The following is a 24,069-nucleotide window of genomic DNA, read 5'->3' on the forward strand; positions in this document are numbered from 1 at the left end:
AGCACACGCCGGTTCACCCGCCTCCGGCCGCGGATGGTTGACTGGATGGATGCCCGCCGCCTGGACACTCCGCCCCGCCACCATCGACGACTCGACCTGGATGGCCGAATTGCGTGCCGTCGTCATGCGACCCGACCTCGAGCGCCTCGGCCGCTACGACGAGAGCCGTGTGCGTCAGCGCTTCCTCAGCGGATATCGACCGGAACACACCTCGGTGATCGAGGTCGACGGCGTCACGGCCGGGCTGGTCGCCCTCCGCCCGGAACCCGGCGAGCGGTGGGTGGAGCACTTCTATCTGGCGCCCGAACACCAGGGCGCGGGCCTCGGCACCGCGGTGCTCACGCAGCTCCTGGCCGATGACGGTGATCCGCGCCCGTTCCGCCTGAACGTCTTGCAGGGCAGCCCGGCCCGCCGCCTCTACGAGCGCCACGGCTTCACGCTCGAACGCGAGGACGAGGTCGACGTCTGGATGGTCCGCGGCTCGACAGCAGGAGATCGGCACGGCAGCAAAACGTTCGGCTGAGTGACGTCCTGCCACCGCGCGGATCTCCTCCTGCGACGCCGGCACCGGCACCGGCTAGCGGGTGAGCAGCGCGACGCCCGACCAGCTCACGCGGGCTGGCGGACCGTGGTGACGATGTCGACGAGGTGCGGGTCGGCCGGCGCGGAGCCGAAGCCGAAGCGCACGGGCGGGTCGAGTCGGGCGAGGGTGCCGAGGTCGGCACCGGACCAGCTCGCGGTGGCGGCGGTGATGCGGCGGGCGCCGGTCACGCCGTAGTACTCGCGTCGACCGTTGCCGGCGGAGCCTGCCGTCCGGGCGCCGGGTTGGAGCACGCGGGCGAGGGGGTCGATCGTCTGCAGCCAGACGGGGTTCACGGCCACGGGTTTGGGGACCACCCGGAGCGCACGACCGAGCGGAGAGCTCCCGCCGATGCGGAGGGTCGTGTCGAGCGGACCGCCCACGAAGCGGAGCCCCGTCGGCAGGCGGGTCCAGCCGACGGTGCCGATCTCGACGTCGTCGAAGGTGTACGTGGAGGAGATGAAGTCGGCGATCTCCTGGGTCGGCGCGAGCAGCAGGCGTTTGCCGCGGGAGTCCTCGATCATCGCGTCGGCGAACGAGCCGAACGGCGAGGTGGACCAGAGCCCGAGGACGATGCGGACGCCGCCCGTGGTGCCGTAGCCGGCGATCCTCCCGGAGAAACGAAGGTCGGTTGCGGGCATGGGATCACCCTAGTCGCCCCTCCTGCGGGAGTGCCCGTGAACGGGGATCCGCTGCCCGGTCCCCGTGCCGGTGGACAGGCGCGGGGGCACCACCCGGTTGACGAGGTCGGCGCGATCCGCTTCCGTGGGACCATGCCGACCTCGCTGCTCCTCCTCGCCGACACCCACCTGCCGAAGCGGGCGAAGGTCCTGCCGGACGCGGTCTGGGCCGCCGTCGACACGGCCGACCTCGTCGTCCACGCGGGTGACTGGGTCGATGAGGCGACACTCGACGCCCTCGAGGCCCGGACTTCCCGCCTCGTCGGTGTCTTCGGCAACAACGACGGCCTAGGCCTCCGCGCGCGTCTTCCCGAGGTCGCGCGCTTCGAGCTCGACGGCCTGCGGTTCGCCGTCGTCCATGAGACGGGGGCGGCGACCGGTCGCGAGCGACGGGCCGACGAGGCCTTCCCCGACACCGACGTCCTCGTCTTCGGACACAGCCACATCCCGTGGGACACCGTCTCCCCCGCGGGTCTGCGTCTGCTCAACCCCGGGTCGCCGACGGACCGCCGTCGTCAACCGGAGTGCACGATGATGACCGCGCGGGTGACCGACGGCACCCTCACCGACGTCCGCCTGCTTCCGGTCGCCCGCTAACCCTCCCCCTGCCCGCGAACTGTCACTCGACGCTAGTCCGAGCGGCTGGAACTGTGCCGGAGTGACAGTTCGCGGGCCACGGGTGCCGGACGATCGACGGTGCTGCTCAGTTCCACGACGCGGTGCTCACGACCGGCGACGATGATCGCCTCCATGATCTCCAACACGTGGAACGCGAGGTCACCCGATGCCCGATGCGGTCTGTCCTGTTCGATCGCCTCGGCCAGGTCCGACAGGCCCACCCCGCGCCCGGCGTCGACGAAGCCGGCGCTGTCGGGGACGGCACGCCAGGTGCGGTCGTCGGCCGTCGCGATCTCCACCGGGTCCGAGAACCGGTTCGGGTCGGGCACGGCGACCGTCCCGCCCGTCCCGTAGACCTCGAAGAGCGGCGCGCGGCTCGCCCACACCTCGAACGAGACCGTCACGGTCGAGACCACCCCGTTCGCGTGCTCGAGGATCGCGGTGACGTGCGTGTCGACCTCCTCGTGCACCGGGATCGGCGTCCCGGCCAGCGCTCCGGTCGCGACCGACCGCTCACGATCCGACCGCGCGACCGCGCCCGACACCCGCACGACGGGACCGAAGAACGACACGAGGCTCGTCAGGTAGTACGGCCCCATGTCGAGGAGCGGTCCGCCACCCGGCTGATAGTAGAACGCGGGAGCCGGGTGCCACAGTTCGTGTCCCGGAGCGCTCCAGGCGACGGCCGCGGCGATCGGCCGGCCGATGGCGCCGCTGTCGAGCACGGCGAGCGCCGTCTGGACCCCGGACCCGAGGACGGTGTCCGGCGCGCTGCCGACGCGGAGGCCCTTCGCCGCCGCGAGCTCGAGCACCGGTCGTGCCTCGGCGGTCGACAGCGCGAGGGGCTTCTCCCCGTAGACGTGCTTGCCGGCCTCGAGAGCCCGGAGCGCGACCTCGGCGTGCGCGGCCGGGATGGTGAGGTTCAGGACGACGTCGACCTCGGGGTCGGCGAGCAGTTCGTCGACGCTCGACGACCGCACGCCCTGTTCGGCGGCGACCTCCGCGGCGCGGGCGAGGTCGAGGTCCGCGACGACGACGAGCTCGAGGTTCGGCAGCTTCGGGAACTCGGCGAAGTACTGCTTCGAGATGTTGCCGACGCCGATGACGCCGACCCGGAGGACGGATCCTCCAGTGCTCTCCGATGACCCGTTCAGCGTGCTGCCCACAGCAGGCCCCTTTCGATGATGGTGCGGACGTTCGGGTCTTCGACGATCTCGATGCGGTGGCCGGGCGCGGACACGAAGATCCTGCCCTTCCCCCACTGGCGGGTCCAGATGGCGGGCGCCGTGACGGGACGGTTCCACGCGTCCCAGGGCCGCACCTCCTGCGTCGTCGTCGCGAGGACGTCGTTGTACTCGTCGCTCAGCACCCAGTACTGCTCGGTGACGAGGTCGAAGTCCTCGATCCCCTCGGTGATGGGGTGCGTCCGGCCGTACTCGGTGATGTGGACGGTGTAGGGGATGTAGTTGTCGGACTGCTCCCCCGTCCGCTCGGCCGGGTCCTTGCCGGCGTGGTGCGCGAACTGGCCACCGATCATGTGGAGGTAGTCGGCGTTGTTGCGGTAGGAGTCCGCGATCCCGCCGTGCCAACCGGCCATGCCCGTCCCGTTCAGGACGGCGCGTTGCAGGCCGGCGAACTCCTCCGGCTCGATGGTGTTCATCGTGTTGATCTGCACGATGAGGTCGACCGTGTCGAGGTAGTCGGTGTCCGTGTAGACGGTGGTCCCGTCCTCGACGCGGACGGTGAACCCGTTCGCCTCCAGGAAGGGGATGAAGGCCGCGGTCGTCTCGACGGGCATGTGCCCGTCCCAGCCGCCTCGCACCACGAGCGCCTGCTTGTCAGTCATGTGTTCCTCTCAGGGGGTGGTTCGGTCTCCGGTCGACTCGCGACCGGCACTACTTGCTGAAGCCGGCGGTCATGCCACTGATCAACTGGCGTCGGCCGAACAGGTACAGGATGAAGATCGGCAGGGTCGACAGCACCACGGCGGCGAGCACGGCCGGCACGTTCACGCTGAAGGAGCCCTGGAACGTCCACAGCGACAACGGCAGCACGCGGTTGCTCGGCGACTGCGTGAGCACGAGCGGGAACAGGAAGCCGTTCCACACGTTGAGCGCGTTGTAGAGCGCGACGGTGACGATCGCCGGCCGGGCGAGCGGGAGGACGAGCGAGACGAGGGTCCGCCAGCTCGACGCCCCGTCGACGGTCATCGACTCGAACAGCTCCTTGGGGATGTCGCGGATGAAGTTCGACAGGATGAGCACGGTGACGGGCACCGCGAAGCCGATCGACGGCAGGATCAGCGCCAGGAGGGTGTCGTAGAGTCCCGCCTTGCTGAGCATGTAGAACAGCGGGATGATCGTCGCCTGCAGCGGGATCGCGAGGCCCAGCAGGAAGAACGAGAACGCTCCCCGCGTGAACCGGGAGTTGGTGCGCACGATCGCGTACGCGGCCATGAGGCAGACGAACACGGTGACGGCGACGCTCGCGACGGTGATGACGACGCTGTTGCCGAGGTACAGGAAGAAGTCGCTCTGCAAGACGAGCGCGTAGCCGTCGAGGGTCGGGTCGGTGGGCGGGATGAGCTGGTTGCTCGAGAAGAAGCCGGCCTGCGGGCGCACGCTCGTGATGACGATGTAGTAGATCGGCAGCACGATGATGAGCAGCCAGATCCAGGCGCCGATCCCGCCGATGATGTTCGGCTTACGGCGGGCACCGCGGGGGCGTCTGCCTCGCGTCTCGTGCTCGCCCGGGCGTCCGCGCTTGGACCCGGCGGTCGAGACGCTGACCGTGTCGAGGCTCCCGGTCGGGAGTGCACCGGGCTTCGTGAGTGGGTTGGTCGCTGACATCAGAGGCCCTCCTGCTGACTGTCCATCTTGGCGAAGCCGCTCAGCTTGGTGAGCAGCAGGGCGATGGCGAGACCGATGACGGCCAGGATGATCGCCATGACGCTCGCCTGCCCGAACTGGCTCGCGGAGAAGCCCGTCACGTACATGAGGATCGGGAGGATGCGGGTGCCCGCGCTCGGAACGCCGCCGGTGAGCACGAAGATCACGTCGAAGTAGGTGAGCGAACCGATGATCATGAGCGTGGACGACGTCACGAGCGTGTACCGCAGCTGCGGGAGCGTGATGTGGAAGAACTGCTTGACCGTCCCCGCACCGTCGATCTCGGCCGCCTCGTAGAGGGACGCCGGGATCTGCCGCACGCCACCCTGGAACAGGAGCGTGTGGAAGGGCACGAACTGCCACGCGATGATGAAGATCACGACGAAGAGCACGAGCTGCTGGTTGCCGAGCCAGTCCTGCTTGAGGAACGGGATGCCGAGCGACGCCGACAGGCCGAAGTTGGGGTCGAGGATCGCCTTGAACGCGATGGCCGTCGCCGCCGACGACAGCAGGAGTGGCAGGAAGAAGATCGCGCCGAGGACGGCCCGGTTGCGCTGCTTGCCGGCGGTCCAGGTCCCGAGCAGCAGGCTGATCGGGGTCTGGACGATCCAGGAGATCACGATGACCTTGAGGGTCAGGACGAGCGCGTCGATCGCGACCGGGTCGACGAGGACGGAAGCCCAGTTGTCGAGGCCGACCCACGCGGGGTCGGTGATCGCGTCCCAGCGGGTGAAGCTCAGGTACAGGGCGACGATGAGCGGGATGATCGCGAAGACGAGGAAGAAGCCCAGCGCCGGCGCGACCATCCAGCCACTGGGGCCGGTGCGGCGGCGCATCGCTGCCTCACCGGCCCCTCGGGCCCCGTTCAATGGACGGGTGACGGTCATCGGGAGATCACTGTCCGATCGTCTTGTTCATGTTGTCGGAGAACTCCTGCGGGGTGATCTGCAGGTTGAACAGCTGGTCGAGGTTCGTCAGCAGCGCGGTCGCCTGTGCCGGCGGGAGCGCCTGGTCCCACGACATCTGGAAGTTCTTGGCGTTCTTCGTCAGGTCGTAGACGGTCGTGCCGAAGTCGCCGCCGGCGTCCGCGATCTCGGAGTCGATGTCGGTGATGGGCGGCACCTGGCCGGCCTTCACCATGCGGTCGATGTAACCCTTGTCGAACACGCCCTCGGTGAGGTACTTCAGCGCGCTGGCCTTCTGCTCCTTCGTCGCCGAGGCGGAGATGGAGAAGTACCCGGACGGGTTGCCGACGATGTTCGACGGGTCGCCCTTGCCACCGGTGACGGCGGGGAAGGTCGTGTAACCGAGACCCTTCTCGGCGAACTCGGCCGCCTGCTGCTTGAAGGTCGTCATGACCCAGGCGCCCTGGAGCATCATCGCGGCCTTGCCCGTGTAGAGCAGGGCCACGTCGGCGTTGCTGTCGGCGGTGACCGAAGCGTAGCCGTCGACGAACGCGCCGGCCTTCACGAGCTCCTGGATCTTCTCGTTCGCCTCGATGATGCCGGGGTCGCTCCACGCGTCGGCCTCGCCGGCCATGATCCTGTTGAAGGCCTCGGGTCCAGCGACGCGGTCGACGAGGTACTCCTCCCACATGAGCGACGGCCACTTGGAGGCACCGGCGAGCGAGAACGGGGCCACGCCTGCGGCCTTGAGCTTGGGGATGGCGTCGACGATCTCGTCGAAGTTCGTCGGGACCTCGACCCCGGCGGCCTTCAGGACGTCCTTGTTGTAGTAGAACATGATCGGCGTGGTGGCGTTCATCGGCACCGCGTAGACCTTGTCGTCGATGACGCCCTGGTTCCAGACGGACTCGAGGAACTTGCCCTTCGCGTCCGCGGTCTCCGAGGTGATGTCGGCGACCTTGCCGGCGTCCACATAGGAGTTCAGGGTGCCGCCCGCCCAGCTGTAGATGATGGTCGGAGCGCTGCCCGCGCCGACGGCCGTGCGGATCTTGGTCTTGTAGGCGTCGTTCTGGAAGTAGGTCGCGGCGACCTGGCCGTCGGCGTTGGCGGCGTTCCACTCCTTGAGCGACGGGCCGAGGACGGTGTCCTCGTCGGTGCCGGTGAGGCCCCAGAGGGTGGCACTGCCACTCGGGGCGCCGCCGCCGCTGGAGCAGGCGGTCGCGCCGAGCATGAGGGCCGAGACGCCGAGGGCGACTGCGGCCAGTCGGGTCCGACGACGGGATGAAGTACGAAGCGTCATTGCGTTCTCTCCTTGGTGGGTGCTGCTGCTGATGGTGCGATGGGGACGGATCAGTCGGTGGGTGTCCAGGCGCTGCCGTTCGCCGCACTCGACTCGACGGCACGCAGGACCCGCTGGACCTGCAGCCCGTCGGCGAAGGACGGCTCGGGATCGGTGCCGGCGGTGATGGCCTGGACGAGGTCGCGCACCTGGTGCGAGAACGGGTGCTCGTAGCCGATGCCGTGGCCGGTCGGCCACCAGGCGGCCATGTACGGGTGCTCCGGCTCGGTGACGACGATGCGCGTGAAGCCCTGCTTACCGGCAGGAGCGGTGGCGTCGTACACCTCGAGCTCGTTCATCCGCTCGAGGTCGAAGGCGATGGCTCCGCGCGATCCGCTCAGCTCGATGCGGAGCGCGTTCTTCCGGCCGGTCGCGTAGCGGGTCGCTTCGAAGGCACCGATCGCGCCGTCCGCGAGTCCGCCCGTGAGCTTCGCGGTGAACCAGGCGGCGTCGTCGACGGTGACCGCGCCGCGTTCCTCCGAGGCGGTCCCGCTCAGGCCGACGGTCTCGCCGAGGAGTGGTCGCTCGGTGACGAAGGTGGCGAGCGTCCCGCTGACGGTGTCGAGTCGGGCGCCGGTCAGGTGCTGCACGAGGTCGATGGCGTGCGCGCCGATGTCACCGAGCGAGCCGGAGCCGGCCTGGTCCTTGTCGAGGCGCCAGGTCATCGGACCCTCCGCGTCGCTCAGCCAGTCCTGGAGGTAGAGCGCGCGGATCTGACGGACGTCGCCGAGCGCGCCCTCCGCGATGAGCTGGCGGGCGTACCCGATGGCGGGCACCCGACGGTAGCTGAAGCCGACCATGGAGCGGACGCCGCGAGCCCTCGCCGCCTCGGCCGCGGCGACCATCAGCTCCGCCTCCTCGACGCTGTTGGCGAGCGGCTTCTCGCAGAGGACGTGCTTGCCGGCTTCGAGGGCGGCGATCGCGATCTCGACGTGCGAGGACCCGGGCGTGCAGACGTCGACGATGTCGATGGACGGGTCGGCGACGACGCTCCGCCAGTCCGTCGAGGCCGACTCCCAGCCGAACTTCACTCGGGCCGCCTCGAGTGCCTCGGGATTGCGGCCGACGATCGTCGCCATGACCGGTTCCGCGTCGAGGTCGAAGAAGCGCGGTGCGGTGCGCCAGGCCTGCGAGTGTGCGGCTCCCATGAAGCCGTATCCGATCATCGCGACCCGGAGTTCCGGCCGTCCGCTTCCCGCCATGTGCAACGCTCCCGAGCTGCTCGCGCAGCTGCGGCCCCGGGGTTCCGGATCGCTTCGCTGCGGTGCCCTGAAGCTAGCCCCGCCGTACGTTTCCCCGCAACTTCCCCATCCCCTATTGGAAACTTTTCGCACCCATCGCCCACCAGCCCATCCCCACCGTTACCCGCGAACTGTCGCTCCGGCACAGTCCCGACCGCCGGGACGAGCGGCGAGTGACAGTTCGCGGGCTAGGGGGTGGGCGGGGCAGCGGTCGAACCCCGGACGACGAGGGAGGTGGCGAGGTCGAGGCGGATGTTGTCGACCGTCTCGGAGCGGAGCTTCAGCACCAGGCGGGTCGCCTCCTCGGCCATCTCGATGAGCGGCTGCCGGATGGTCGTGAGAGCCGGGCCGACCCACTTGGCCGGCGGGACATCGTCGTACCCGACGACCGACAGCTGCTCCGGGATCAAGATCCCGAGCGAGCGCGCCGCCTCGTAGACACCGAACGCCTGCATGTCGTTGCCGGCGAAGATCGCGGTCGGCCGGTCCTCGAGCTGCAGCAGTTCGAGCGCCAGGACGCGCCCCGCCTCCGGGATGAACTCCCCGCGGCGCAGGATCGTCTCGTCGAGCGGGATCCCGGCCTCCTCGAGCGCAGACCGGTAGCCGGAGACCCGCGCCCGCGAGCACATGAGGTCCTGCGGGCCCGAGATCAAGCCGATCCTGCGGTGACCGAGCTCGATGAGGTGGCGCGTCGCGGCCATCCCGCCGGACCAGTTCGTGGAGCCGATGGCGGCGACCTCCGGGCCCGGGTCCCCCGCCGGGTCGACCACGACGACCGGGATGTTGCGCGTGTGGAGCTGGCGCCGGTACGCCGGGTCGATGTCCGAGAACACGAGGATGACCCCGACCGGCTTCCGCGAGATGATGCTCTCGACCCAACCCTCGCCGGTCGATCGCCGAGCGCCCGTCTCGGTGAGGGTGACACTCATGCCGTGCTGGCGCGCGACCTTCTCGACACCGCGGATGATCTCGAGCGACCACGAGCTGTCGATGTACTCGAAGACGAGCTCGATGAGCGAGCCCTGCGCGAGCTCGGCACCGCGGCGACTGTACCCGTGGCGGTCCAGCAGCCGTTCGACGATCTCCCGGGTGTCCGGCGACACCCCCGGCCGCCCGTTGAGCACCTTCGAGGCGGTCGACACCGACACGGAGGCCTCCCTGGCGATGCGCGACAGGGTCGCGCGCCCGCCAACGGCACCGGGTCCAGCGGTCTGCACCGCGAGGTCGTCGCTCATCCGAGTCCTCCGATCCCGCTCCGTCGGGCCGGACGGCCGTCTCTCCAGCGAGAAGTTCTGCCCATGCTAACGAAATATTTCGCGACCTTCGACCGGTGACGCGAGGCCGACGATCTGCTACTCTCGACTATAAGTTGTGGTTAACAACAAATCATCCACTCACCAACGACGTTGAAGGACTGCACGCATGAGCCTCACCCCCACCAAAGCCGATCGGTTCTCCTTCGGCCTCTGGACGATCGGCTACAACGGGACCGACCCGTTCGGTGGCCCCACCCGCCCCGACCTCGACGTGGTCGAGGCCGTCACCCGCCTGAACGACCTCGGCGCCTACGGTCTCACCTTCCACGACGACGACCTCTTCGCCTTCGGCTCGACCGACGCCGAACGCCAGAAGCAGATCGACCGCCTCAAGCAGGCGCTCGCGGACACCGGCGTCATCGTGCCGATGGTGACCACCAACCTGTTCAGCGCGCCCGTGTTCAAGGATGGCGGCTTCACCTCCAACGACCGCGCCGTCCGACGCTTCGCCCTCCGCAAGGTGCTCCGCAACCTCGACCTCGCCGCCGAGCTCGGCGCCAAGACCTTCGTCATGTGGGGCGGCCGCGAGGGCGCCGAGTACGACTCCGCGAAGGACGTGCAGGCGGCGCTCGAGCGCTACCGCGAGGCCGTCAACTTCCTCGGCGACTACGTCACCGACAAGGGCTACGACATCCGCTTCGCGATCGAGCCGAAGCCCAACGAGCCCCGCGGCGACATCCTGCTCCCGACGCTCGGCCACGCGATGGCGTTCATCGAGACCCTCGAGCGCCCGGAGCTCGTCGGCATCAACCCCGAGGTCGGCCACGAGCAGATGGCGGGCCTCAACTTCACCGCCGGCATCGCCCAGGCGCTCTACCAGGGCAAGCTCTACCACATCGACCTCAACGGCCAGCGGGGCATCAAGTACGACCAGGACCTCGTCTTCGGTCACGGCGACCTGCAGAACGCGTTCTCGCTCGTCGACCTCCTCGAGCACGGTGGCGTGAACGGCGGCCCCGCGTACGACGGCCCGCGTCACTTCGACTACAAGCCGAGCCGCACCGAGGACATCACCGGCGTGTGGGACTCCGCAGCCGCCAACATGCGCATGTACCTGCTGCTCAAGGAGCGCGCCGAGGCGTTCCGCGCCGACCCCGAGGTGCAGGAGGCGCTGGCCGCCGCCCGCGTGCCCGAGCTGCGCGAGCCGACGCTCAACCCCGGCGAGACCGTCGAGCAGCTGCTCGCCGACCGCTCGTCGTACGAGGACTTCGACGCCGACGCCTACTTCGGCGGCAAGGGCTTCGGGTTCGTCCGCCTGCAGCAGCTGGCCGTCGACCACCTCATGGGCGCGCGCTAGCCGACACCCGCGAACCTGGCGTTCCGTCTCCTGATCCGAGAGGATCGGGGGCGGAACGCCGTTCCGCGTTCCACCCCACAGCAGACCCGGCGGTCACCCGACCGCCCACCACCGAGAACAGGGAGAGCGATGACGCTCGTCGCCGGCATCGATTCGTCCACCCAGAGCTGCAAGGTCGTCATCCGCGACGCCGAGACCGGAGCGCTCGTCCGCGAAGGTCGTTCGGCGCACCCGGCCGGCACCGAGGTCGACCCGGCCGCGTGGTGGCAGGCGCTGCAGGAGGCGGCCTCCGCCGCAGGCGGATTGGCCGATGTCGCCGCGGTGTCGGTCGCGGCCCAGCAGCACGGCATGGTCGCGCTCGACGTCGACGGACGCGTCATCCGTCCGGCACTCCTCTGGAACGACACCCGGAGCGCGCAGGCCGCGACGGACCTCATCACGGAGTTCGGCGCTGCGGAACTCGCCCAGCGGACCGGGTGCGTCCCCGTCGCCTCCTTCACGATCACGAAGCTGCGCTGGCTGCGCGATGCCGAACCCGCGAACGCCGCCGAGGTCGCCGCCGTCGCGCTCCCCCACGACTGGCTGAGCTGGCGTCTGCGCGGCTTCGGTCCGGCAGACGAGAGCCCACTCGGCGCGGACCTCGCCGAACTGACGACCGACCGATCCGACGCCTCCGGCACCGGGTACTGGTCGCCCGCCGACGGTGAGTACGACCGCGAGCTGCTCGTCGCAGCGCTCGGCCACGATGCGATCCTCCCGCGTGTGCTCGCGCCGGAGGAGTCGGCCGGTACCGGTGTCGACGGTGGCATCATCGGGCCGGACACCGTCATCGGGGCGGGCGCCGGTGACAACGCGGGAGCCGCCCTCGGGCTCGGGGCGACGGCCGGCGACGTCGTCGTGTCGATCGGGACGAGCGGGACGGTGTTCGCCGTGACGCCGGCCGTGGTCCGCGACAGCTCGGGCACCGTCGCCGGGTTCGCCTCCGCCGACGGCGCGTTCCTGCCGCTCATCGCGACGCTCAACGCCGCCCGGATCCTCGACGCGGTGGCCGCGCTACTCGGCGTCGACCACGCGGAACTCGGTCGACTCGCGCTCGAGGCCCCGGCCGGAGCGCGCGGTCTCGTGCTCCAGCCGTACTTCGAGGGTGAGCGCACGCCGAACCAGCCGGACGCCACGGCGACCCTCTTCGGCATGAGCCTGGAGTCGACGACGCGGGAGGGGCTCGCCCGGGCGGCGATCGAGGGGCTGCTCTGCGGACTCGCCGACGGTCTCGACGCGGTGCTCGCACAGGGCGTCACGGCGGAACGGGTCCTCCTCATCGGCGGAGCGGCGCAGAACCCGGCGGTGCAGGCGATCGCCCGCGAGGTCTTCGACGTCCCGGTCGTCGTACCGGCACCCGGGGAGTACGTCGCCGACGGCGCAGCGGTGCAGGCGGCCTGGGCGCTCAGCGGGACCCGTCCGGTGTGGACCGTGGTGGGAGCCGGCGACGGTGCCGACCAGGCGGACGCAGTCGCTGCGGACGCCTCCGGGATCGCCCGCGAGCAGTACGCCGCCCGAGCCTGAGCCGGTACCGGTCGCCGAGCCGACCCCTCCCGGTCACTGAGCGAACATCCACCGGTCACTGAGCCTGTCGAAGGGCCACCGCGGAATCTTCCGCGAGGCGGAGACGTTGGCGACGGTATGCGATCGATCGTCTACTCCACCAACGGTGACCCGTCCGTCCTCCACCTCGTCGAGCGCGAGCTCCCCGAGCCCGGCCCCGGCGAGGTCCGTGTCAAGCTCGCGTTCTCCGGCGTCAACCCGACCGACTGGAAGACGAGGCGCGGCGGCGGCCCCTCGGGTGGCATGCCCTTCCCTGAGGTCGTCCCGAACCTCGACGGTGCCGGCGTCATCGACGCGGTCGGCCCCGCTGCCGGCGACGCGGCGACCACGACCACCTTCGCCGTCGGCGACCGCGTCTGGGTGTACCTCGCTGCACACGAGAGCCCGCTGGGCACGGCCCAGGAGTTCACGGTCCAGCCCGCCTCCCGTGTGGTCCCCCTGCCCGACGCCGCGTCCTTCGAACTCGGCGCCAGCCTCGGTGTCCCCGCGATGACCGCGCACCGTGCACTCACCGTCGCGCAGGATGGTCCGACCCGCCTCACCCCCGGTGCCCTCGACGGTCGGACGGTCCTCGTCCAGGGTGGCGCCGGCGCCGTCGGCAATGCCGCGATCCAGCTCGCGCGCTGGGCCGGCGCGACGGTCATCACCACCATCAGCAGCGACGAGAAGGCCCGCCTCGCGACCGCCGCGGGAGCGCACCACGTCGTGAACTACCGCGAGGGCGACACCGCCGCGGCGATCCGCGAGGTGGCGCCTGACGGCGTCGACCTCGTCGTGGAGGTCGCGATCGCGCAGAACCTCCCCCTCGACCAGGCGGTCCTCGCCCCGCGCGGCACGGTCGTCAGCTACGCGAACAACGGCGGTGACTCGATCACGCTCGACATCCGTCCGCACATGGGGCTCAACACGCGGCTCCAGTTCATGCTGCTCTACACGGTCGGCGACGCCGCGCTCCACGCCGCCGCTGAGGACATCACCGCCGCGATCGAGGACGGCGCGCTCCACGTCGGCGAAGACCACGGTCTGGCGCTCACGGTGTTCCCGCTCGCCGAGACGGCTGCGGCCCACGCCGCCGTCGAGGACGACACGGTCGGGAAGGTCCTCATCGACGTCACCGCATGACGTACGTCACCGCCGGGTGACGTGATCAGGGGCGGTACTGGGTGGCCAGTGCCGCCCCTGCCGCGCGCAGGTGGACGAGCGGTTCGGCCATCGCCGCCTCGACGCCGCCGGCCAGCTCCGTGAGCGAAGCCGCCGCGAGGAAGATCCCCTCGGTGGGCGCCTGGATCGCCCCGGCGACGAGCATGGTCCGGTCCGCCGCGAGCCCGGCGACCCAGGAGGCGACCTTGCCGTCGGCCGTCTGGTCGTCGAAGCGGCCCTCGCCCGTGATCACGATCGACGCCGCGGCGGCCGCCTCCGTGAGGGCGATCGCCTCACCGACACCACCCGCGCCCGAGGTGGCGGTGGCGCCCCACACGAGGAGGCCGAAGCCCGCACCGCCCGCGGCACCGGCGCCGGGTTCGACCGCTGCCGCGTCAGCGAGGTCCTGGCCGAAGGCGTCCTGGGCTCGACGCGCGAACCGCGCGAGGTTCGCGTCGAGGACGGGGACGTCCGTCGCGTCTGCCCCCTTCTGCGGTCCGAACACCGCTGCGGCGCCGCGGTCGCCGAGCAGCGGGTTGGTCACGTCGCTGAGGATGACCGCACCGTCGGCCGGCAGCGCGCGGAGGCCGGTGGTGTCGATCCGGTCCAGGGTCGCCAGCCCCGCATTGCCGTGCGCCGTCGAACCGCCGTCGGCGTCGATCAACCGGGCGCCCAGCGCGGACAGGAGTCCGGCTCCACCGTCCGTGCTGGAGCTTCCGCCGATCGCGAGCAGCAGTCGTCGCGCACCGTGGTCGAGGGCGGCTGCGATGGCCTCGCCGAAGCCGACGGTGTGCGCTGCGAACGGCTGTAGGGGGTCGAGGAGGGTCAGCCCGCTCGTCTGCGCCAGTTCCACGACCGCGGAGCCGTCGGGCAACTCGAGCCATTCGGCGTCCACCGGGTCGCCGACCGGGCCGGTGACCGTGATCGGGTGCCGACGCGCTCCAGGCACGGCGGCCGCGAATGCGTCGAGCGTGCCCTCGCCGCCGTCGGCCATGGGAAGCGACTGCAGGAGGTCATCCGGCCGGACGGTCCGCCACCCGTCGGCGATCGCCTCGGCGACCTGCGCGGCGGTCGCCGTGCCCTTGAACGAGTCCGGTGCGATGACGATGTGCTGGGTCATGTCTTCAGCCTCCCATGGTGGACGGGATCTGGTGGGTCGAGGCCGAGCTCGTCGTCAGCACCTCGACACCGTCCGGCGTGACCACGACGGTGTCCTCGACCTTCACGCCGCGGGCGGTCGGGTTCCAGGCGAACGCCTGCCAGGGCTGGACGACGTCGCTCGCCTCAGGCGTGGCGCGCGGATCGCGTCCCGCGTAGCCGGCCGCACCGCCCTGATGGTGTTTCGTCCACTCCTCGACGTCGAAGCCCTGCTCGGCGTAAGCGGCACTCCCCGTCCGGAGGATGTCGGCGAGCGAGGCACCCGGCACGGTGGCGTCGAGATAGGCACGTTCGACGGCCCGGATGCGCTGCATGCCCCTGGCGAACGGCTCGGCCGGGGTGCCGCCCTCGTCGAACCACCGCGTGAGGTTCACGATGAGCCCGTCGCGGCGGCCGCAGGCGACGACCATGGCCCGGGAACCGAGTCGCCCCTCGGTCGGCAGCGGGTGCCGATGGGCGAGTCTGTCCTCCCCGGCGACGAGGAGGACGAGTGGGTCGATCCCGGCCGCGACGAGGCGCCCGGCGAGGTCCGCGGCGACCTCGCGTTCCGTCCAGTCAGGAGCGACCTCGTCGACGAGCGTCTGGAGCGCCGACGTCGTCGCCCGCCCGAGCGAACGGAACCGCGAGAGTTCGGCAGGGAGGAGCGACGCACGCGCCGCCCGAAGCTCGGCGGCGACGTCGGCCTCCTGCAGCACCCCGTCCCCGCTCGGCAGCACCGTGTCGATCGGCGTATGCCACGGCACCGTCCGAACGCGGATGTCGGGCAGCTCCTCGGCCTGCAGCCGGTCCACCTCGTTGGAGGTCGCGACGAGCCACGCGTCGCCCGGCGAGACCACGACCGCGACGATCGGGTCGGCCGCAAGACTCACATGGACGCGCGAGCCGTCGAGGTACCAGCTGACCGCGGCGGCGGACCGCAGCACGATCGTGCCTGCTCCGCGGGCCTCCAGGAGCGACACGAGCCGGGCGTGCTTGCGCCGGCGGTCGTCCTCGTCCGGCCCGGGTCGCTCGTCGTTCATCGCCGGGCCCAATCGGCCCCGAGTTCGGCGAAGGTGCTGCCGGTGGCGGCCGCTTCGGCGACGAGCTCCTCGATTCTCGGGATCACCGGGCGGCGCTCGTCGCCCGTCCCGAACCACTCGACGAGATCAGCGGGGATGGGGTGCGGCGCTGGGGCCGATCGGACCGCGTCGAGGACGGCGGTGAAGGCGGACGCGTCGGCCAGGGAGCTGACGAGTGCGGCGTCCTGACCCGCCCGGACCGCCTCGCGCGCGCGGAGGAGGTCGGGGAGCAGCTCGGTCCGGCCTGTGGTCCAGCGTCGCCGGGTGACGCCGTCGACGACCACCTCGACCTCGTCGCGCGTGTAGTGGAACCGGATCGAGCCGAGCTCCCCGTGCACCGTGACCACCGGGTCGGTCGTCGCCTGCGCGCACAGGGTGAGCGCCGCCGTCATGACCGGACCGCGCTGTGGGGTGATGCGGACGACCGAGGTGTCGTCGGCCTCGATGTCGTTGGCCCGGTACTGATCGAGGTCGATGGTGGCGATCGCCGCACGGTCGGTCGTACCGCCGAGCCGCAGCATGGTCTGGACCGCGTGCGCGAGAGGGTTGGTGACGACACCGTCCACGACGGGTACACCGTCGAGCGAGCGCCTGCCCGACCACGCGGCACGCGTCCAGTACCCGACGGTGCGGACCCAGGTTCCCCTCGCCTCGAGCGCTGTCACGGCCCCGATCTCCCCGCTGTCGACGATGGCCGCGATCTCGCCGATCGCGTGCGATCCGAGACTCTGGAACCCGACCTGCACGAGCCCTCCGGTCCGGGCGGCGGTGGCCTGCAACCGATCGAGTTCGTCGTTCGAGGTCACCGGCGGCTTCTCGAGCAGGACGTCGGCGCCGTGCTCGAGCGCGGTGACGGCGAGGTCCAGATGCGTGTGGATCGGCGTCGAGAGGATGACCACGTCCACCCGCCCGGCGGCGAAGCACTCCTCGAGCGAACCGCGGAGCGGTGCGTCCCCGGTGGCGCGGTCCTCCTCGGTGAAGGTCCGGTCGACGAGGCCGACGAGGCGGATCGCGCCGGTCGCGGCGAGCGCCCTGGCTGCCGCCACGTGGCTGGCGCCATGGCCGTGGATCCCGACGACCACGACGGTCGGGACGGTGGTGTGGTCGGTGCTGGTCATGCGTCACTCCCTGTGCTGCGCGGTTCGGTGCTGCGCGGTTCGGTGCGGCGTTCCTCGGCGGTGAGGAGCGCGCGGTGGATGGCGTCCGCCTGTTCCGAGTCCAGGGCGCCGTCGACGACGACCGCCTCCAGACCGGTGACGAGCGGGGTGTCGGCGGTGATGGTGGTGCGGCTGGTGGCGGCGAGCGAGACCCCGACTCCCGGGTACTCGGCCGCACGGACGAACCAGGGGAAGGGGTTCGCTGCGGGCTGTCGGAACAGGACGGTCGTGGGGCGTCGAGCCGGCGTCGGGGCGGACTCGGCCGCGTCACCCGTCTCCGGGTCGGCGCTCCCGTCGGCGTCGAGGACGAAGGCGACCCACGCCGCACGGGAGCCGTGCGCGGTCGACTCCCCTGGCCCCTCCGCGCTGAGGACGGACCGTCCGGCGTCCGCGGGCAGCCGCCAGAACCATCCGCCATACCCGGCGCCCTCACGACCGTTCGTGGCCGGCGATCCGATCGTCACCGTCGATCCCGCCGTGTGGAGGACGCTGGAGACGGCGACGCGGAGCGCCGACCTCCCGCTCCCGACATCGGATCCGGGCAGGGCGAACGCCTCGACGACCGTGCTGCGCGACTCCCGCAGCTGCGTCGTCCCGTCGCGCCCGACCCAGTCGAGCGACTGACGCAGCACACCGGCGTCCACCTCGGTCTCGGTGACGCGCTGGGCACCGTGGTTGTCGAGCATCGTCGACCCCTGCCCGGCGACGTAGGTGCGACCGCCCCAGTACGAGACACCGTCGACGTCGGCGACGGCCATCGAGAGACCGACATGGTGGGGGTGGTCGTCGGGAGCGGATTCGGTGACGACGGTCCCGCCGAGCGAGGTGACGGGGTGTGCGAACGGTCGCGGGGCGTCGGTCGGTCCGAGGTCGCTGCCGTCGTGGAGGACGAGGACCTCGCGGTCGCCGAGCCGGGCGGTCGGCTCCGGTGACGTGGGGTGCTGCTTGGTTCCGTGCCAGACCGTTGGACTCGCGGCCGGGCGCGCTGCGGTGCTCTCCCGGGCGACGAACCGCGGTCGGAAGACGAGCGGGTGTCCACCGTCCGCGCCGCCGATGGTGTCGCGCAGTCTGCTCCACGCCTCGGCACCGAGCTCGCGCCGCGGGACGGACACCGTGCTGAGCGCAGGCACCGCGAACGCCGCGAACGGGATGTCGTCGAAGCCGACCACACTGAGCGCCGAGGGGACGGACACACCGGCACCGCGGAGCGCCGAGACGAGCCCGAGGGCGACGAGGTCGTTGAAGGCGACGACGGCGGTCGCGTCGTGCTGCACCACCGTCTCGACGACCGCCGCGCCGTCAACCAGCGCAGAGCCGGCCGTCACGATGTCGACGGAAAGATCGCCGAGGTCCGAGCGGGCACGGGCGATACCGACCCGTCGGAGGCGATCGCCCTGGCTCGCGGCGGGCCCCGCGAGGTACAGGATGTGCCGGTGCCCGAGTGCGTGCAGCTCGGCGAGCACCTGCTCCATGCCGCTCGCGTAGTCGATGGACACCGATGGAACGGGCGAGTCGGCGAGCTCGCGGTTGACGAGCACGACCGGGTGCAGCTCCGCGAGTAGCGCTCGAAGCTCCGGCTCGGCCAGGCGGGGTGAGCAGAGGACGATCGCGTCGCAGCGACGACGGGCTTCGCGGGCCGCCGCCGCCTCGTCGGCCGGGTCCTCCTCGGTGTCGGTCACGAGGACGCGGTAGCCGTCGGCTGCCGCGGCCCGGGTGACCCCGCGCAGGATCTCCTGGAACATCGGGTTCTCGAGGTCGGGCACGACCACCCCGATGGTGTTCGTGCGGCCGAGCGACAAGCTTCGGGCCAGCATGCTCGGCCGATAGCCGAGGGCGTCGACTGCGGCGAGGACGCGGTCGGCGATCGCCGCGTCGACGGTGGCCTTGCCGTTGAGCACGCGCGACACGGTGGCCTTCGAGACGCCCGCCTGCACGGCGACGTCCGAGATCGTCGGCGTCGGGCCAGCAGTGGGGAACCGGTTGCTCATTCGTCCTCGTCCAACTCGTCATGGGTGGTGCCGTCGTCAATCATCCTATAGGCTCACCCCGAGAAACCGGTTTCTTGGTCGACGCGGTCGGCCTGGTCGACCCGGACGTGGTCAGAGAGGACACCGATGCGCATCATCGTCACCGGCGGCGCAGGACGACTCGGGCGGAGCGTCGCGAGCTCCCTCACCGAAGCAGGCCACGAGGTCGTCTCCGTCGATCGGACCGACCCCGGGATCCCCGGCGTCGAGGGCCGGACCGCGGACCTCCTCGACCACGACGCCACCCATGAGCTTTTCGCCGCCCTGCGGCCCGACGCGGTCGTGCACCTGGCGGCGATCGCCGTGCCCTTCAGCGCGCCGGAGCACGTCATCCTCTCGACCAACCAGACGCTCGCCTTCACCGCCCTCACCGCGGGGATCGCCGCCGGAGCCACCCGGCTACTGGCCGCGAGCAGCCCGACCGTCATCGGCTACGGCGCCCCGCACGGGTGGACGCCCGAGGCGCTCCCCATCACCGAGGAGCACCGGGTCGCCCCGTGGAACGCCTACGCGCTGTCGAAGGTCGCGATCGAGTCGACGGTCGCGATGCTCGCCCGAGCCCACGGCGACGCCGTCGTGACCGGCGCCTTCCGGCCGTGCTTCGTCGTCTCCCCGGAGGAGTGGGAGGGCGCACCGACGCAGCAGGGGCACACCATCGTCGACCGGCTCGCCGATCCCGCCCTCGCAGCCGTGTCCCTGTACAACTACGTGGACGCGCGCGACGCAGGTCGCTTCGTCGCCGCCTGGATCGATCGCGCGGAAGCCCGGCACTCCGGTGAGATCTACTTCGTCGGTGCCGACGACGCACTTGCCCTCACGCCCCTGTCCACCCTGCTGCCCGCTCACGTCCCGAGCACCGCCGGATTCGCCGACGGACTCGTCGACCGAGCCGCCGCCTTCGGCAGCGCGAAGGCCACCGCCCACCTCGGGTGGCGGCCGGAGCACGACTGGCGATCCGTGCTCAGCCCCGCCGAGGCGGCCAGGCTCACCGATCTGCTCGCCGCCGACACCGGCCGGCCGGCCACCATTCCTGTTCCAGCCCCAGCCCCACGATGACGAGGACCTCCACCATGCCAGCACCGCTCGCCTTCGACGGCGTCCTGTACTTCCCGATCACCCCCTTCGACGCCGCGGGCGAGGTCGACCTGGGGCTCCTCGGCACCCACCTCGAGTCGCGACTCGAACACCGCCCCGGAGGGGTGTTCCCCGCCTGCGGCACCGGCGAGCTGCACGCGATGTCGCCGTCGGAGGCCGCCCGCGTCGTCCGGCGGACCGTCGAGGTCGTCGACGGCGCCGTCCCGGTCATCGGTGGCGCCGGAGGAGGCGTGGCGACCGCGAAGGAACTCGCCGCGGCGGCCGAGGAGGCGGGAGCCGACGCGATCCTGCTCATGCCGCCGTACCTCGTCTCCGGGCCGGCGGCCGGACTGCAGGCGTACGTCGAGGACGTCCTCTCGGCGACGAGCCTCCCGGCGATCGTCTACCACCGGAACAACGCCCGCTACACGACGGCGACGATGCGCCACCTCGCGCGCAACCCGCAGGTCGTCGGCTTCAAGGACGGCGTCGGCGACGTCGCGGCCGCCCAGGACATCGTGCTGGCGGTGCACGAGGAGGGCCGAGACGACTTCGCCTTCTTCAACGGCCTCCTCACCGCCGAGCTCACGCAGGCCGCCTACCGCGGCATCGGCATCCCGCTCTACTCCTCGGCCGTCTTCGCCATGCTGCCGGAGCTCGCGACGCTGTTCTACCGCGCGTACACCGAGCACGACGAGCCGCTCCGAGAACGCCTGCTGCGCGAGTTCTACCGTCCATTGGTGGCCCTCCGCGATGAGACCCCCGGCTTCGCCGTGTCGCTCATCAAGGCCGGCGTCCGGCTCGGCGGTCTGCCGGTCGGTTCCGTGCGATCGCCCTTCGTCGATCCGACCCCCGAGCAGACCGAGGGCCTGGAGGCGCTGCTCGCGACCGGCGCCGACCTCGTCGCCGAGCACGCGACCCTGGTCGCAGGACGCTGACGATGCCGGGGATCGCCTCCATCACCACCTCGCTCGGCCGGTTCACCATGCCACGCCCCTGGGTGCCCGAGGCGCCGTGGCTGCATCTCATCCGCGTGGACGTCGTCGACGACGAGGGGGCGACCGGCTCGGGCTTCACGTGGACACCGACGATCGGAGCGACGGCCGTCCGCGCGCTGCTCGACGACGACATCGCGGCCGCCGCCCTCGGATCGACGACCGACCCCGAATCGCTCTGGCCCCGGCTGTGGACGCATCTACACGAGGCCGGTGGTGGCGGGATCACCACGATCGCGCTCGCCGGGCTCGACACCGCGCTCTGGGACCTCCGTGGGCGACGGGCCGGTCTCGGGCTCTCCGACCTCCTCGGTCGCCGACGCGACACGGTCCGGGCGTACGGCAGCGGCGTCAACCTCCACCTCGACGCCGCCTCGCTCGCCGCGCAGGTCGAGCGGTGGATCGCGGCGGGCTACGACGCCGTCAAGATCAAGGTCGGCAAGCCAGACCTCGCCGAGGACGTCGACCGCGTGACGATGGTGCGCGAACTGCTCGGACCGGACCGCCGGCTCATGATCGATGCGAACCAGCGCTGGGACGTCGACCGCGCGGTCTCGTCCCTGGAACGGCTCGGCGTCGTCGACCCGGCGTGGATCGAGGAACCGCTGCGCTCCGACGACACCGCGGGGTACGAACGGCTGCGCCAGGCGACCGACATCCCGATCGCGCTGGGCGAGAACGTGCACACGATCCACCGGTTCCGCGACCTCGTCGACCGTGGCGTCGCCGACGTCCTGCAACCGAACGTGGTGCGCGTCGGCGGCATCACCCCCTTCCTCGCGATCGCCGCGCTCGTCGACGACGCCGGGCTGACGCTCGCCCCGCACCTGCTCCCCGACCTCTCCGGGCAGCTCGCTCTCGCCCTCCCGCAGGTCACCGAGGTCGAGGACGTCGAGGACGCGGGCTTCGTCGCGATCGGCGCCATCGACCCGCCCGGGCCGGTCACCATCGCGGAGGGCCTGGTGCAGGCCGAGCGGCGACCCGGCATCGGCTTCGTGATCCGCGACCGGGTCGTCGAGACCACTCCCGTCGCGCGCTGAGCCCGGCCGCCGCCCGATCCGCCACTCGCCCGATCTCCATCAGCCGCATCCGCATCCCCGAGGAGTCATCACCATGCACGACACCGACCACAGCACCGGCACGATCGACCGCACCACCCCCGCCAGGTCGCGCACCGACGATTCGGACAGCGTCCGCGGACGTATCGACGACGCCGACGGCAGCGGCAACGGCAGCAGCAGCAGCAGCAGCAGCAGCAGCAGCAGCAGCAGCAGCAGCGTGCGCCACGGCGGCGACACCGTCACGCCCGCAGGTCACACTGGCGACGCCGCGTCCGGCGTAGGCCGCGCCGCCGTTCCGACCGTCGACGAGGTCGCCGCGGCAGCAGGCGCGGCCTCCTCCGAGCTCGCATCCACCGTGCCCTCGACCCGCGCCGCCTGGCTCGAGGCCGTCGCCGACGCCCTCGACGGACGGGTCGACGAGCTCGTCGCACTCGCCGACGAGGAGTCCCACCTCGGGACCGCGCGCCTCACGGGCGAGGTCGCGCGGACGACGGGCCAGCTGCGGCTGTTCGCCGCCGTCCTCCGCGACGGCGCATTCCTCGAGGTCGTCATCGACCACGCCGATGCCTCCGCCACCCCGCCCAAGCCGGAGCTGCGACGCATGCTCCGGCCGACGGGGCCGGTCGCGGTCTTCAGCGCGTCCAACTTCCCGTTCGCGTTCTCGGTCGCCGGTGGCGACACGGCGTCAGCCCTGGCTGCCGGATGTCCGGTCATCGTGAAGGCGCACTCCGCCCACCCGCGGCTTTCGCGACTGACCGCGGCGATCGTCACCGAGGCGTTGCGCTCGGCCGGCGCCCCGGACGGCACGTTCGCGCTCGTCGAGGGTCGTGAGCAGGGCACCGCCCTCGTGCAGCACCCGGCGATCACCGCGGTCGGGTTCACCGGCTCACTCGCCGGCGGGCGCGCACTGTTCGACCTCGCGTCGCAGCGTCCGGCCCCGATCCCGTTCTACGGCGAGCTCGGCAGCACGAACCCGGTCGTCATCACCGAGGCCGCACTGCAGGGCGAGGCGGCAGGTGAACTCGCGCGCGGACTGGCGGCGTCGTTCACCCTCGGTGTGGGGCAGTTCTGCACGAACCCCGGTCTCGTGCTCGTGCCGAGCGGCAGCGGGTTCGCCGAGCTCGTCGCGCAGGCCGCGGCGGACACCGTCGCCGGGCGCATGCTGACGCCGGGCATCGCCGAGGCGTACGCCGCGGGCACCGCTCGCGCCGCCGGTCATCCCGGGGTGCGGACGCTCCTCGGCGACGGGACGGCGGCTGCGGATTCCGGCGTTCCGACCGTCCTCGCGACCACCGCCGTGACGGTCCTCGACGCGCCCGACGTCCTGCTCGAGGAGATCTTCGGGCCGGCGACGCTCGTCATCGAGGTCGCGGACGACGCCGAGCTGCACGCGGTCCTGGCCGAGGTCGGTGGCGCGCTCACGGCGACCGTGCACGCGGCACCCGGTGAGGACATCGCCGGTCTCGTGTCGCGGCTCGAGCCGATCGCCGGGCGAGTGCTCTTCGGGGGCTGGCCGACGGGTGTCGCGGTCGGCTGGGCGCAGCACCACGGCGGACCGTGGCCGGCGACGACCTCGCTCCACACCTCGGTGGGCGCGTCGGCGGTGCGCCGCTTCCAGCGTCCGATCGTCTACCAGGACGCACCCGAGCGTGTGCTCCCCGAGGCCCTGCACGAGGCGAACCCGCTCCGTCTCCCCCGCCGCGTCGACGGCGTCCTGGAGCTCCCCACCGCAACCCGCGCCTGACGACCGTCCTGTCCGTCCCCGACTCAGGACTCCCCCGACGTGCCGCCCCAGCCCAGCCCCGACACACCGGACGTCTCCTGAGAAGGGGACACCCCACCACCCACACCCACCCACGTTCACAACTCAGGACACACCCGGCGCGCCACCCCGGCCAGGCCCGTCCCACACCCCAACACGCCGCACCCGTCC

Annotated in this window: 21 protein-coding genes; 9 read left to right on the plus strand and 12 right to left on the minus strand. The window is 71.3% G+C overall.

The features are described 5' to 3' along the window. Positions 1 to 49 precede the first annotated feature (49 nt). Positions 50 to 523 (plus strand): GNAT family N-acetyltransferase, encoded by a 474-nt coding sequence (locus tag A4X17_RS07255; protein WP_064295000.1) that lies wholly within the window; start codon positions 50 to 52, stop codon positions 521 to 523. 86 nt (positions 524 to 609) lie between these two features. On the opposite strand, the gene A4X17_RS07260 is transcribed toward A4X17_RS07255, so the two are convergent. Next, positions 610 to 1,221: a hypothetical protein gene (locus tag A4X17_RS07260; RefSeq protein ID WP_064295001.1), complete on the minus strand. Its 612-nt coding sequence runs from the start codon at positions 1,219 to 1,221 to the stop codon at positions 610 to 612. 132 nt (positions 1,222 to 1,353) lie between these two features. Here A4X17_RS07260 and A4X17_RS07265 point away from each other — a divergent pair, with 132 nt between their 5' ends. Continuing rightward, positions 1,354 to 1,857, plus strand: a complete 504-nt coding sequence (locus A4X17_RS07265) for a metallophosphoesterase (RefSeq protein WP_064295002.1) — start codon at positions 1,354 to 1,356, stop codon at positions 1,855 to 1,857. A gap of 32 nt (positions 1,858 to 1,889) precedes the next feature. Here the strand turns inward: A4X17_RS07265 and A4X17_RS07270 are convergent, their stop codons facing one another. The 7 genes from A4X17_RS07270 to A4X17_RS07300 all read right to left on the minus strand — a co-directional run bounded on the left by A4X17_RS07270 (position 1,890) and on the right by A4X17_RS07300 (position 9,486). Next, positions 1,890 to 3,044 (minus strand): Gfo/Idh/MocA family protein, encoded by a 1,155-nt coding sequence (locus tag A4X17_RS07270; protein ID WP_231884321.1) that lies wholly within the window; start codon positions 3,042 to 3,044, stop codon positions 1,890 to 1,892. Next, positions 3,029 to 3,724, minus strand: a complete 696-nt coding sequence (locus A4X17_RS07275; protein ID WP_064295003.1) for a ThuA domain-containing protein — start codon at positions 3,722 to 3,724, stop codon at positions 3,029 to 3,031. The genes A4X17_RS07270 and A4X17_RS07275 overlap by 16 nt, the downstream gene beginning before the upstream one ends. A gap of 49 nt (positions 3,725 to 3,773) precedes the next feature. After that, positions 3,774 to 4,727 carry a carbohydrate ABC transporter permease gene (locus tag A4X17_RS07280; protein ID WP_079003217.1) on the minus strand — a complete coding sequence of 318 codons (954 nt, stop codon included), beginning with the start codon at positions 4,725 to 4,727 and terminating at the stop codon, positions 3,774 to 3,776. Beyond that, a complete protein-coding gene (locus tag A4X17_RS07285; RefSeq protein ID WP_064295004.1) occupies positions 4,727 to 5,653 on the minus strand; it encodes a carbohydrate ABC transporter permease in 927 nt (308 codons plus the stop codon). Before A4X17_RS07285 ends, A4X17_RS07280 begins: the two co-directional genes overlap by 1 nt. A gap of 7 nt (positions 5,654 to 5,660) precedes the next feature. After that, positions 5,661 to 6,971 (minus strand): extracellular solute-binding protein, encoded by a 1,311-nt coding sequence (locus A4X17_RS07290; protein WP_064295005.1) that lies wholly within the window; start codon positions 6,969 to 6,971, stop codon positions 5,661 to 5,663. Between the two features lie 50 nt (positions 6,972 to 7,021). Continuing rightward, positions 7,022 to 8,212, minus strand: a complete 1,191-nt coding sequence (locus A4X17_RS07295) for a Gfo/Idh/MocA family protein (RefSeq protein ID WP_231884322.1) — start codon at positions 8,210 to 8,212, stop codon at positions 7,022 to 7,024. 227 nt (positions 8,213 to 8,439) lie between these two features. Beyond that, positions 8,440 to 9,486, minus strand: a complete 1,047-nt coding sequence (locus A4X17_RS07300; RefSeq protein WP_064295007.1) for a LacI family DNA-binding transcriptional regulator — start codon at positions 9,484 to 9,486, stop codon at positions 8,440 to 8,442. A gap of 187 nt (positions 9,487 to 9,673) precedes the next feature. On the opposite strand from A4X17_RS07300, the gene xylA reads away from it, so the two are divergent. The 3 genes from xylA (at position 9,674) to A4X17_RS07315 (ending at position 13,588) form a co-directional block, all read left to right on the plus strand. Further along, positions 9,674 to 10,864, plus strand: a complete 1,191-nt coding sequence (gene xylA, locus A4X17_RS07305) for a xylose isomerase (protein WP_064295008.1) — start codon at positions 9,674 to 9,676, stop codon at positions 10,862 to 10,864. 129 nt (positions 10,865 to 10,993) lie between these two features. After that, entirely contained in the window at positions 10,994 to 12,427 is a 1,434-nt protein-coding gene (xylB, locus tag A4X17_RS07310) for a xylulokinase (protein ID WP_064295009.1), read from the plus strand. Positions 12,428 to 12,544: 117 nt separating this feature from the next. Further along, on the plus strand, positions 12,545 to 13,588 hold the full coding sequence (locus A4X17_RS07315; RefSeq protein WP_064295010.1) for an NADPH:quinone reductase: 1,044 nt from the start codon (positions 12,545 to 12,547) through the stop codon (positions 13,586 to 13,588). 25 nt (positions 13,589 to 13,613) lie between these two features. Here the strand turns inward: A4X17_RS07315 and A4X17_RS07320 are convergent, their stop codons facing one another. The 4 genes from A4X17_RS07320 to A4X17_RS07335 are packed head-to-tail and all read right to left on the minus strand — an operon-like array spanning position 13,614 to position 18,967. After that, entirely contained in the window at positions 13,614 to 14,726 is a 1,113-nt protein-coding gene (locus tag A4X17_RS07320) for a glycerate kinase (protein WP_064295011.1), read from the minus strand. 4 nt (positions 14,727 to 14,730) lie between these two features. Continuing rightward, positions 14,731 to 15,783: a Xaa-Pro peptidase family protein gene (locus tag A4X17_RS07325; protein ID WP_064295012.1), complete on the minus strand. Its 1,053-nt coding sequence runs from the start codon at positions 15,781 to 15,783 to the stop codon at positions 14,731 to 14,733. After that, a complete protein-coding gene (locus A4X17_RS07330) occupies positions 15,780 to 16,940 on the minus strand; it encodes a Gfo/Idh/MocA family protein (protein ID WP_064295013.1) in 1,161 nt (386 codons plus the stop codon). Before A4X17_RS07330 ends, A4X17_RS07325 begins: the two co-directional genes overlap by 4 nt. Beyond that, the gene (locus tag A4X17_RS07335) at positions 16,937 to 18,967 is read right to left on the minus strand and encodes a DUF6807 family protein (protein WP_064295014.1); all 2,031 of its coding nucleotides are present in this window, start codon (positions 18,965 to 18,967) and stop codon (positions 16,937 to 16,939) included. Before A4X17_RS07335 ends, A4X17_RS07330 begins: the two co-directional genes overlap by 4 nt. 126 nt (positions 18,968 to 19,093) lie before the next feature. Here A4X17_RS07335 and A4X17_RS07340 point away from each other — a divergent pair, with 126 nt between their 5' ends. The 4 genes from A4X17_RS07340 to A4X17_RS07355 all read left to right on the plus strand — a co-directional run bounded on the left by A4X17_RS07340 (position 19,094) and on the right by A4X17_RS07355 (position 23,880). After that, on the plus strand, positions 19,094 to 20,062 hold the full coding sequence (locus A4X17_RS07340) for an NAD(P)-dependent oxidoreductase (protein ID WP_064295015.1): 969 nt from the start codon (positions 19,094 to 19,096) through the stop codon (positions 20,060 to 20,062). Between the two features lie 14 nt (positions 20,063 to 20,076). Beyond that, on the plus strand, positions 20,077 to 21,018 hold the full coding sequence (locus A4X17_RS07345) for a 5-dehydro-4-deoxyglucarate dehydratase (protein WP_064295016.1): 942 nt from the start codon (positions 20,077 to 20,079) through the stop codon (positions 21,016 to 21,018). 2 nt (positions 21,019 to 21,020) lie between these two features. Continuing rightward, positions 21,021 to 22,115, plus strand: a complete 1,095-nt coding sequence (locus A4X17_RS07350) for a mandelate racemase/muconate lactonizing enzyme family protein (protein WP_064295017.1) — start codon at positions 21,021 to 21,023, stop codon at positions 22,113 to 22,115. A gap of 73 nt (positions 22,116 to 22,188) precedes the next feature. Next, entirely contained in the window at positions 22,189 to 23,880 is a 1,692-nt protein-coding gene (locus A4X17_RS07355) for an aldehyde dehydrogenase (NADP(+)) (protein WP_082915994.1), read from the plus strand. The last annotated feature ends 189 nt before the right edge of the window (positions 23,881 to 24,069 follow it).

The organism is Plantibacter sp. H53 (assembly GCF_001650455.1).
GTDB classification, from domain to species: domain Bacteria; phylum Actinomycetota; class Actinomycetes; order Actinomycetales; family Microbacteriaceae; genus Plantibacter; species Plantibacter flavus_A.

Coding starts and splice junctions, on each gene's coding strand:
- A4X17_RS07350 (WP_064295017.1), top strand. CDS start 21,021: ATGCCGGGGATCGCCTCCATCACCACCTCGCTCGGCCGGTTCACCATG.
- A4X17_RS07300 (WP_064295007.1), bottom strand. CDS start 9,486: ATGAGCGACGACCTCGCGGTGCAGACCGCTGGACCCGGTGCCGTTGGC.
- A4X17_RS07255 (WP_064295000.1), top strand. CDS start 50: ATGCCCGCCGCCTGGACACTCCGCCCCGCCACCATCGACGACTCGACC.
- A4X17_RS07265 (WP_064295002.1), top strand. CDS start 1,354: ATGCCGACCTCGCTGCTCCTCCTCGCCGACACCCACCTGCCGAAGCGG.
- A4X17_RS07335 (WP_064295014.1), bottom strand. CDS start 18,967: ATGAGCAACCGGTTCCCCACTGCTGGCCCGACGCCGACGATCTCGGAC.
- A4X17_RS07295 (WP_231884322.1), bottom strand. CDS start 8,212: ATGGCGGGAAGCGGACGGCCGGAACTCCGGGTCGCGATGATCGGATAC.
- A4X17_RS07315 (WP_064295010.1), top strand. CDS start 12,545: ATGCGATCGATCGTCTACTCCACCAACGGTGACCCGTCCGTCCTCCAC.
- A4X17_RS07345 (WP_064295016.1), top strand. CDS start 20,077: ATGCCAGCACCGCTCGCCTTCGACGGCGTCCTGTACTTCCCGATCACC.
- A4X17_RS07275 (WP_064295003.1), bottom strand. CDS start 3,724: ATGACTGACAAGCAGGCGCTCGTGGTGCGAGGCGGCTGGGACGGGCAC.
- A4X17_RS07330 (WP_064295013.1), bottom strand. CDS start 16,940: ATGACCAGCACCGACCACACCACCGTCCCGACCGTCGTGGTCGTCGGG.
- A4X17_RS07290 (WP_064295005.1), bottom strand. CDS start 6,971: ATGACGCTTCGTACTTCATCCCGTCGTCGGACCCGACTGGCCGCAGTC.
- A4X17_RS07280 (WP_079003217.1), bottom strand. CDS start 4,727: ATGTCAGCGACCAACCCACTCACGAAGCCCGGTGCACTCCCGACCGGG.
- A4X17_RS07355 (WP_082915994.1), top strand. CDS start 22,189: ATGCACGACACCGACCACAGCACCGGCACGATCGACCGCACCACCCCC.
- A4X17_RS07325 (WP_064295012.1), bottom strand. CDS start 15,783: ATGAACGACGAGCGACCCGGGCCGGACGAGGACGACCGCCGGCGCAAG.
- A4X17_RS07320 (WP_064295011.1), bottom strand. CDS start 14,726: ATGACCCAGCACATCGTCATCGCACCGGACTCGTTCAAGGGCACGGCG.
- xylA (WP_064295008.1), top strand. CDS start 9,674: ATGAGCCTCACCCCCACCAAAGCCGATCGGTTCTCCTTCGGCCTCTGG.
- A4X17_RS07285 (WP_064295004.1), bottom strand. CDS start 5,653: ATGACCGTCACCCGTCCATTGAACGGGGCCCGAGGGGCCGGTGAGGCA.
- A4X17_RS07260 (WP_064295001.1), bottom strand. CDS start 1,221: ATGCCCGCAACCGACCTTCGTTTCTCCGGGAGGATCGCCGGCTACGGC.
- A4X17_RS07340 (WP_064295015.1), top strand. CDS start 19,094: ATGCGCATCATCGTCACCGGCGGCGCAGGACGACTCGGGCGGAGCGTC.
- xylB (WP_064295009.1), top strand. CDS start 10,994: ATGACGCTCGTCGCCGGCATCGATTCGTCCACCCAGAGCTGCAAGGTC.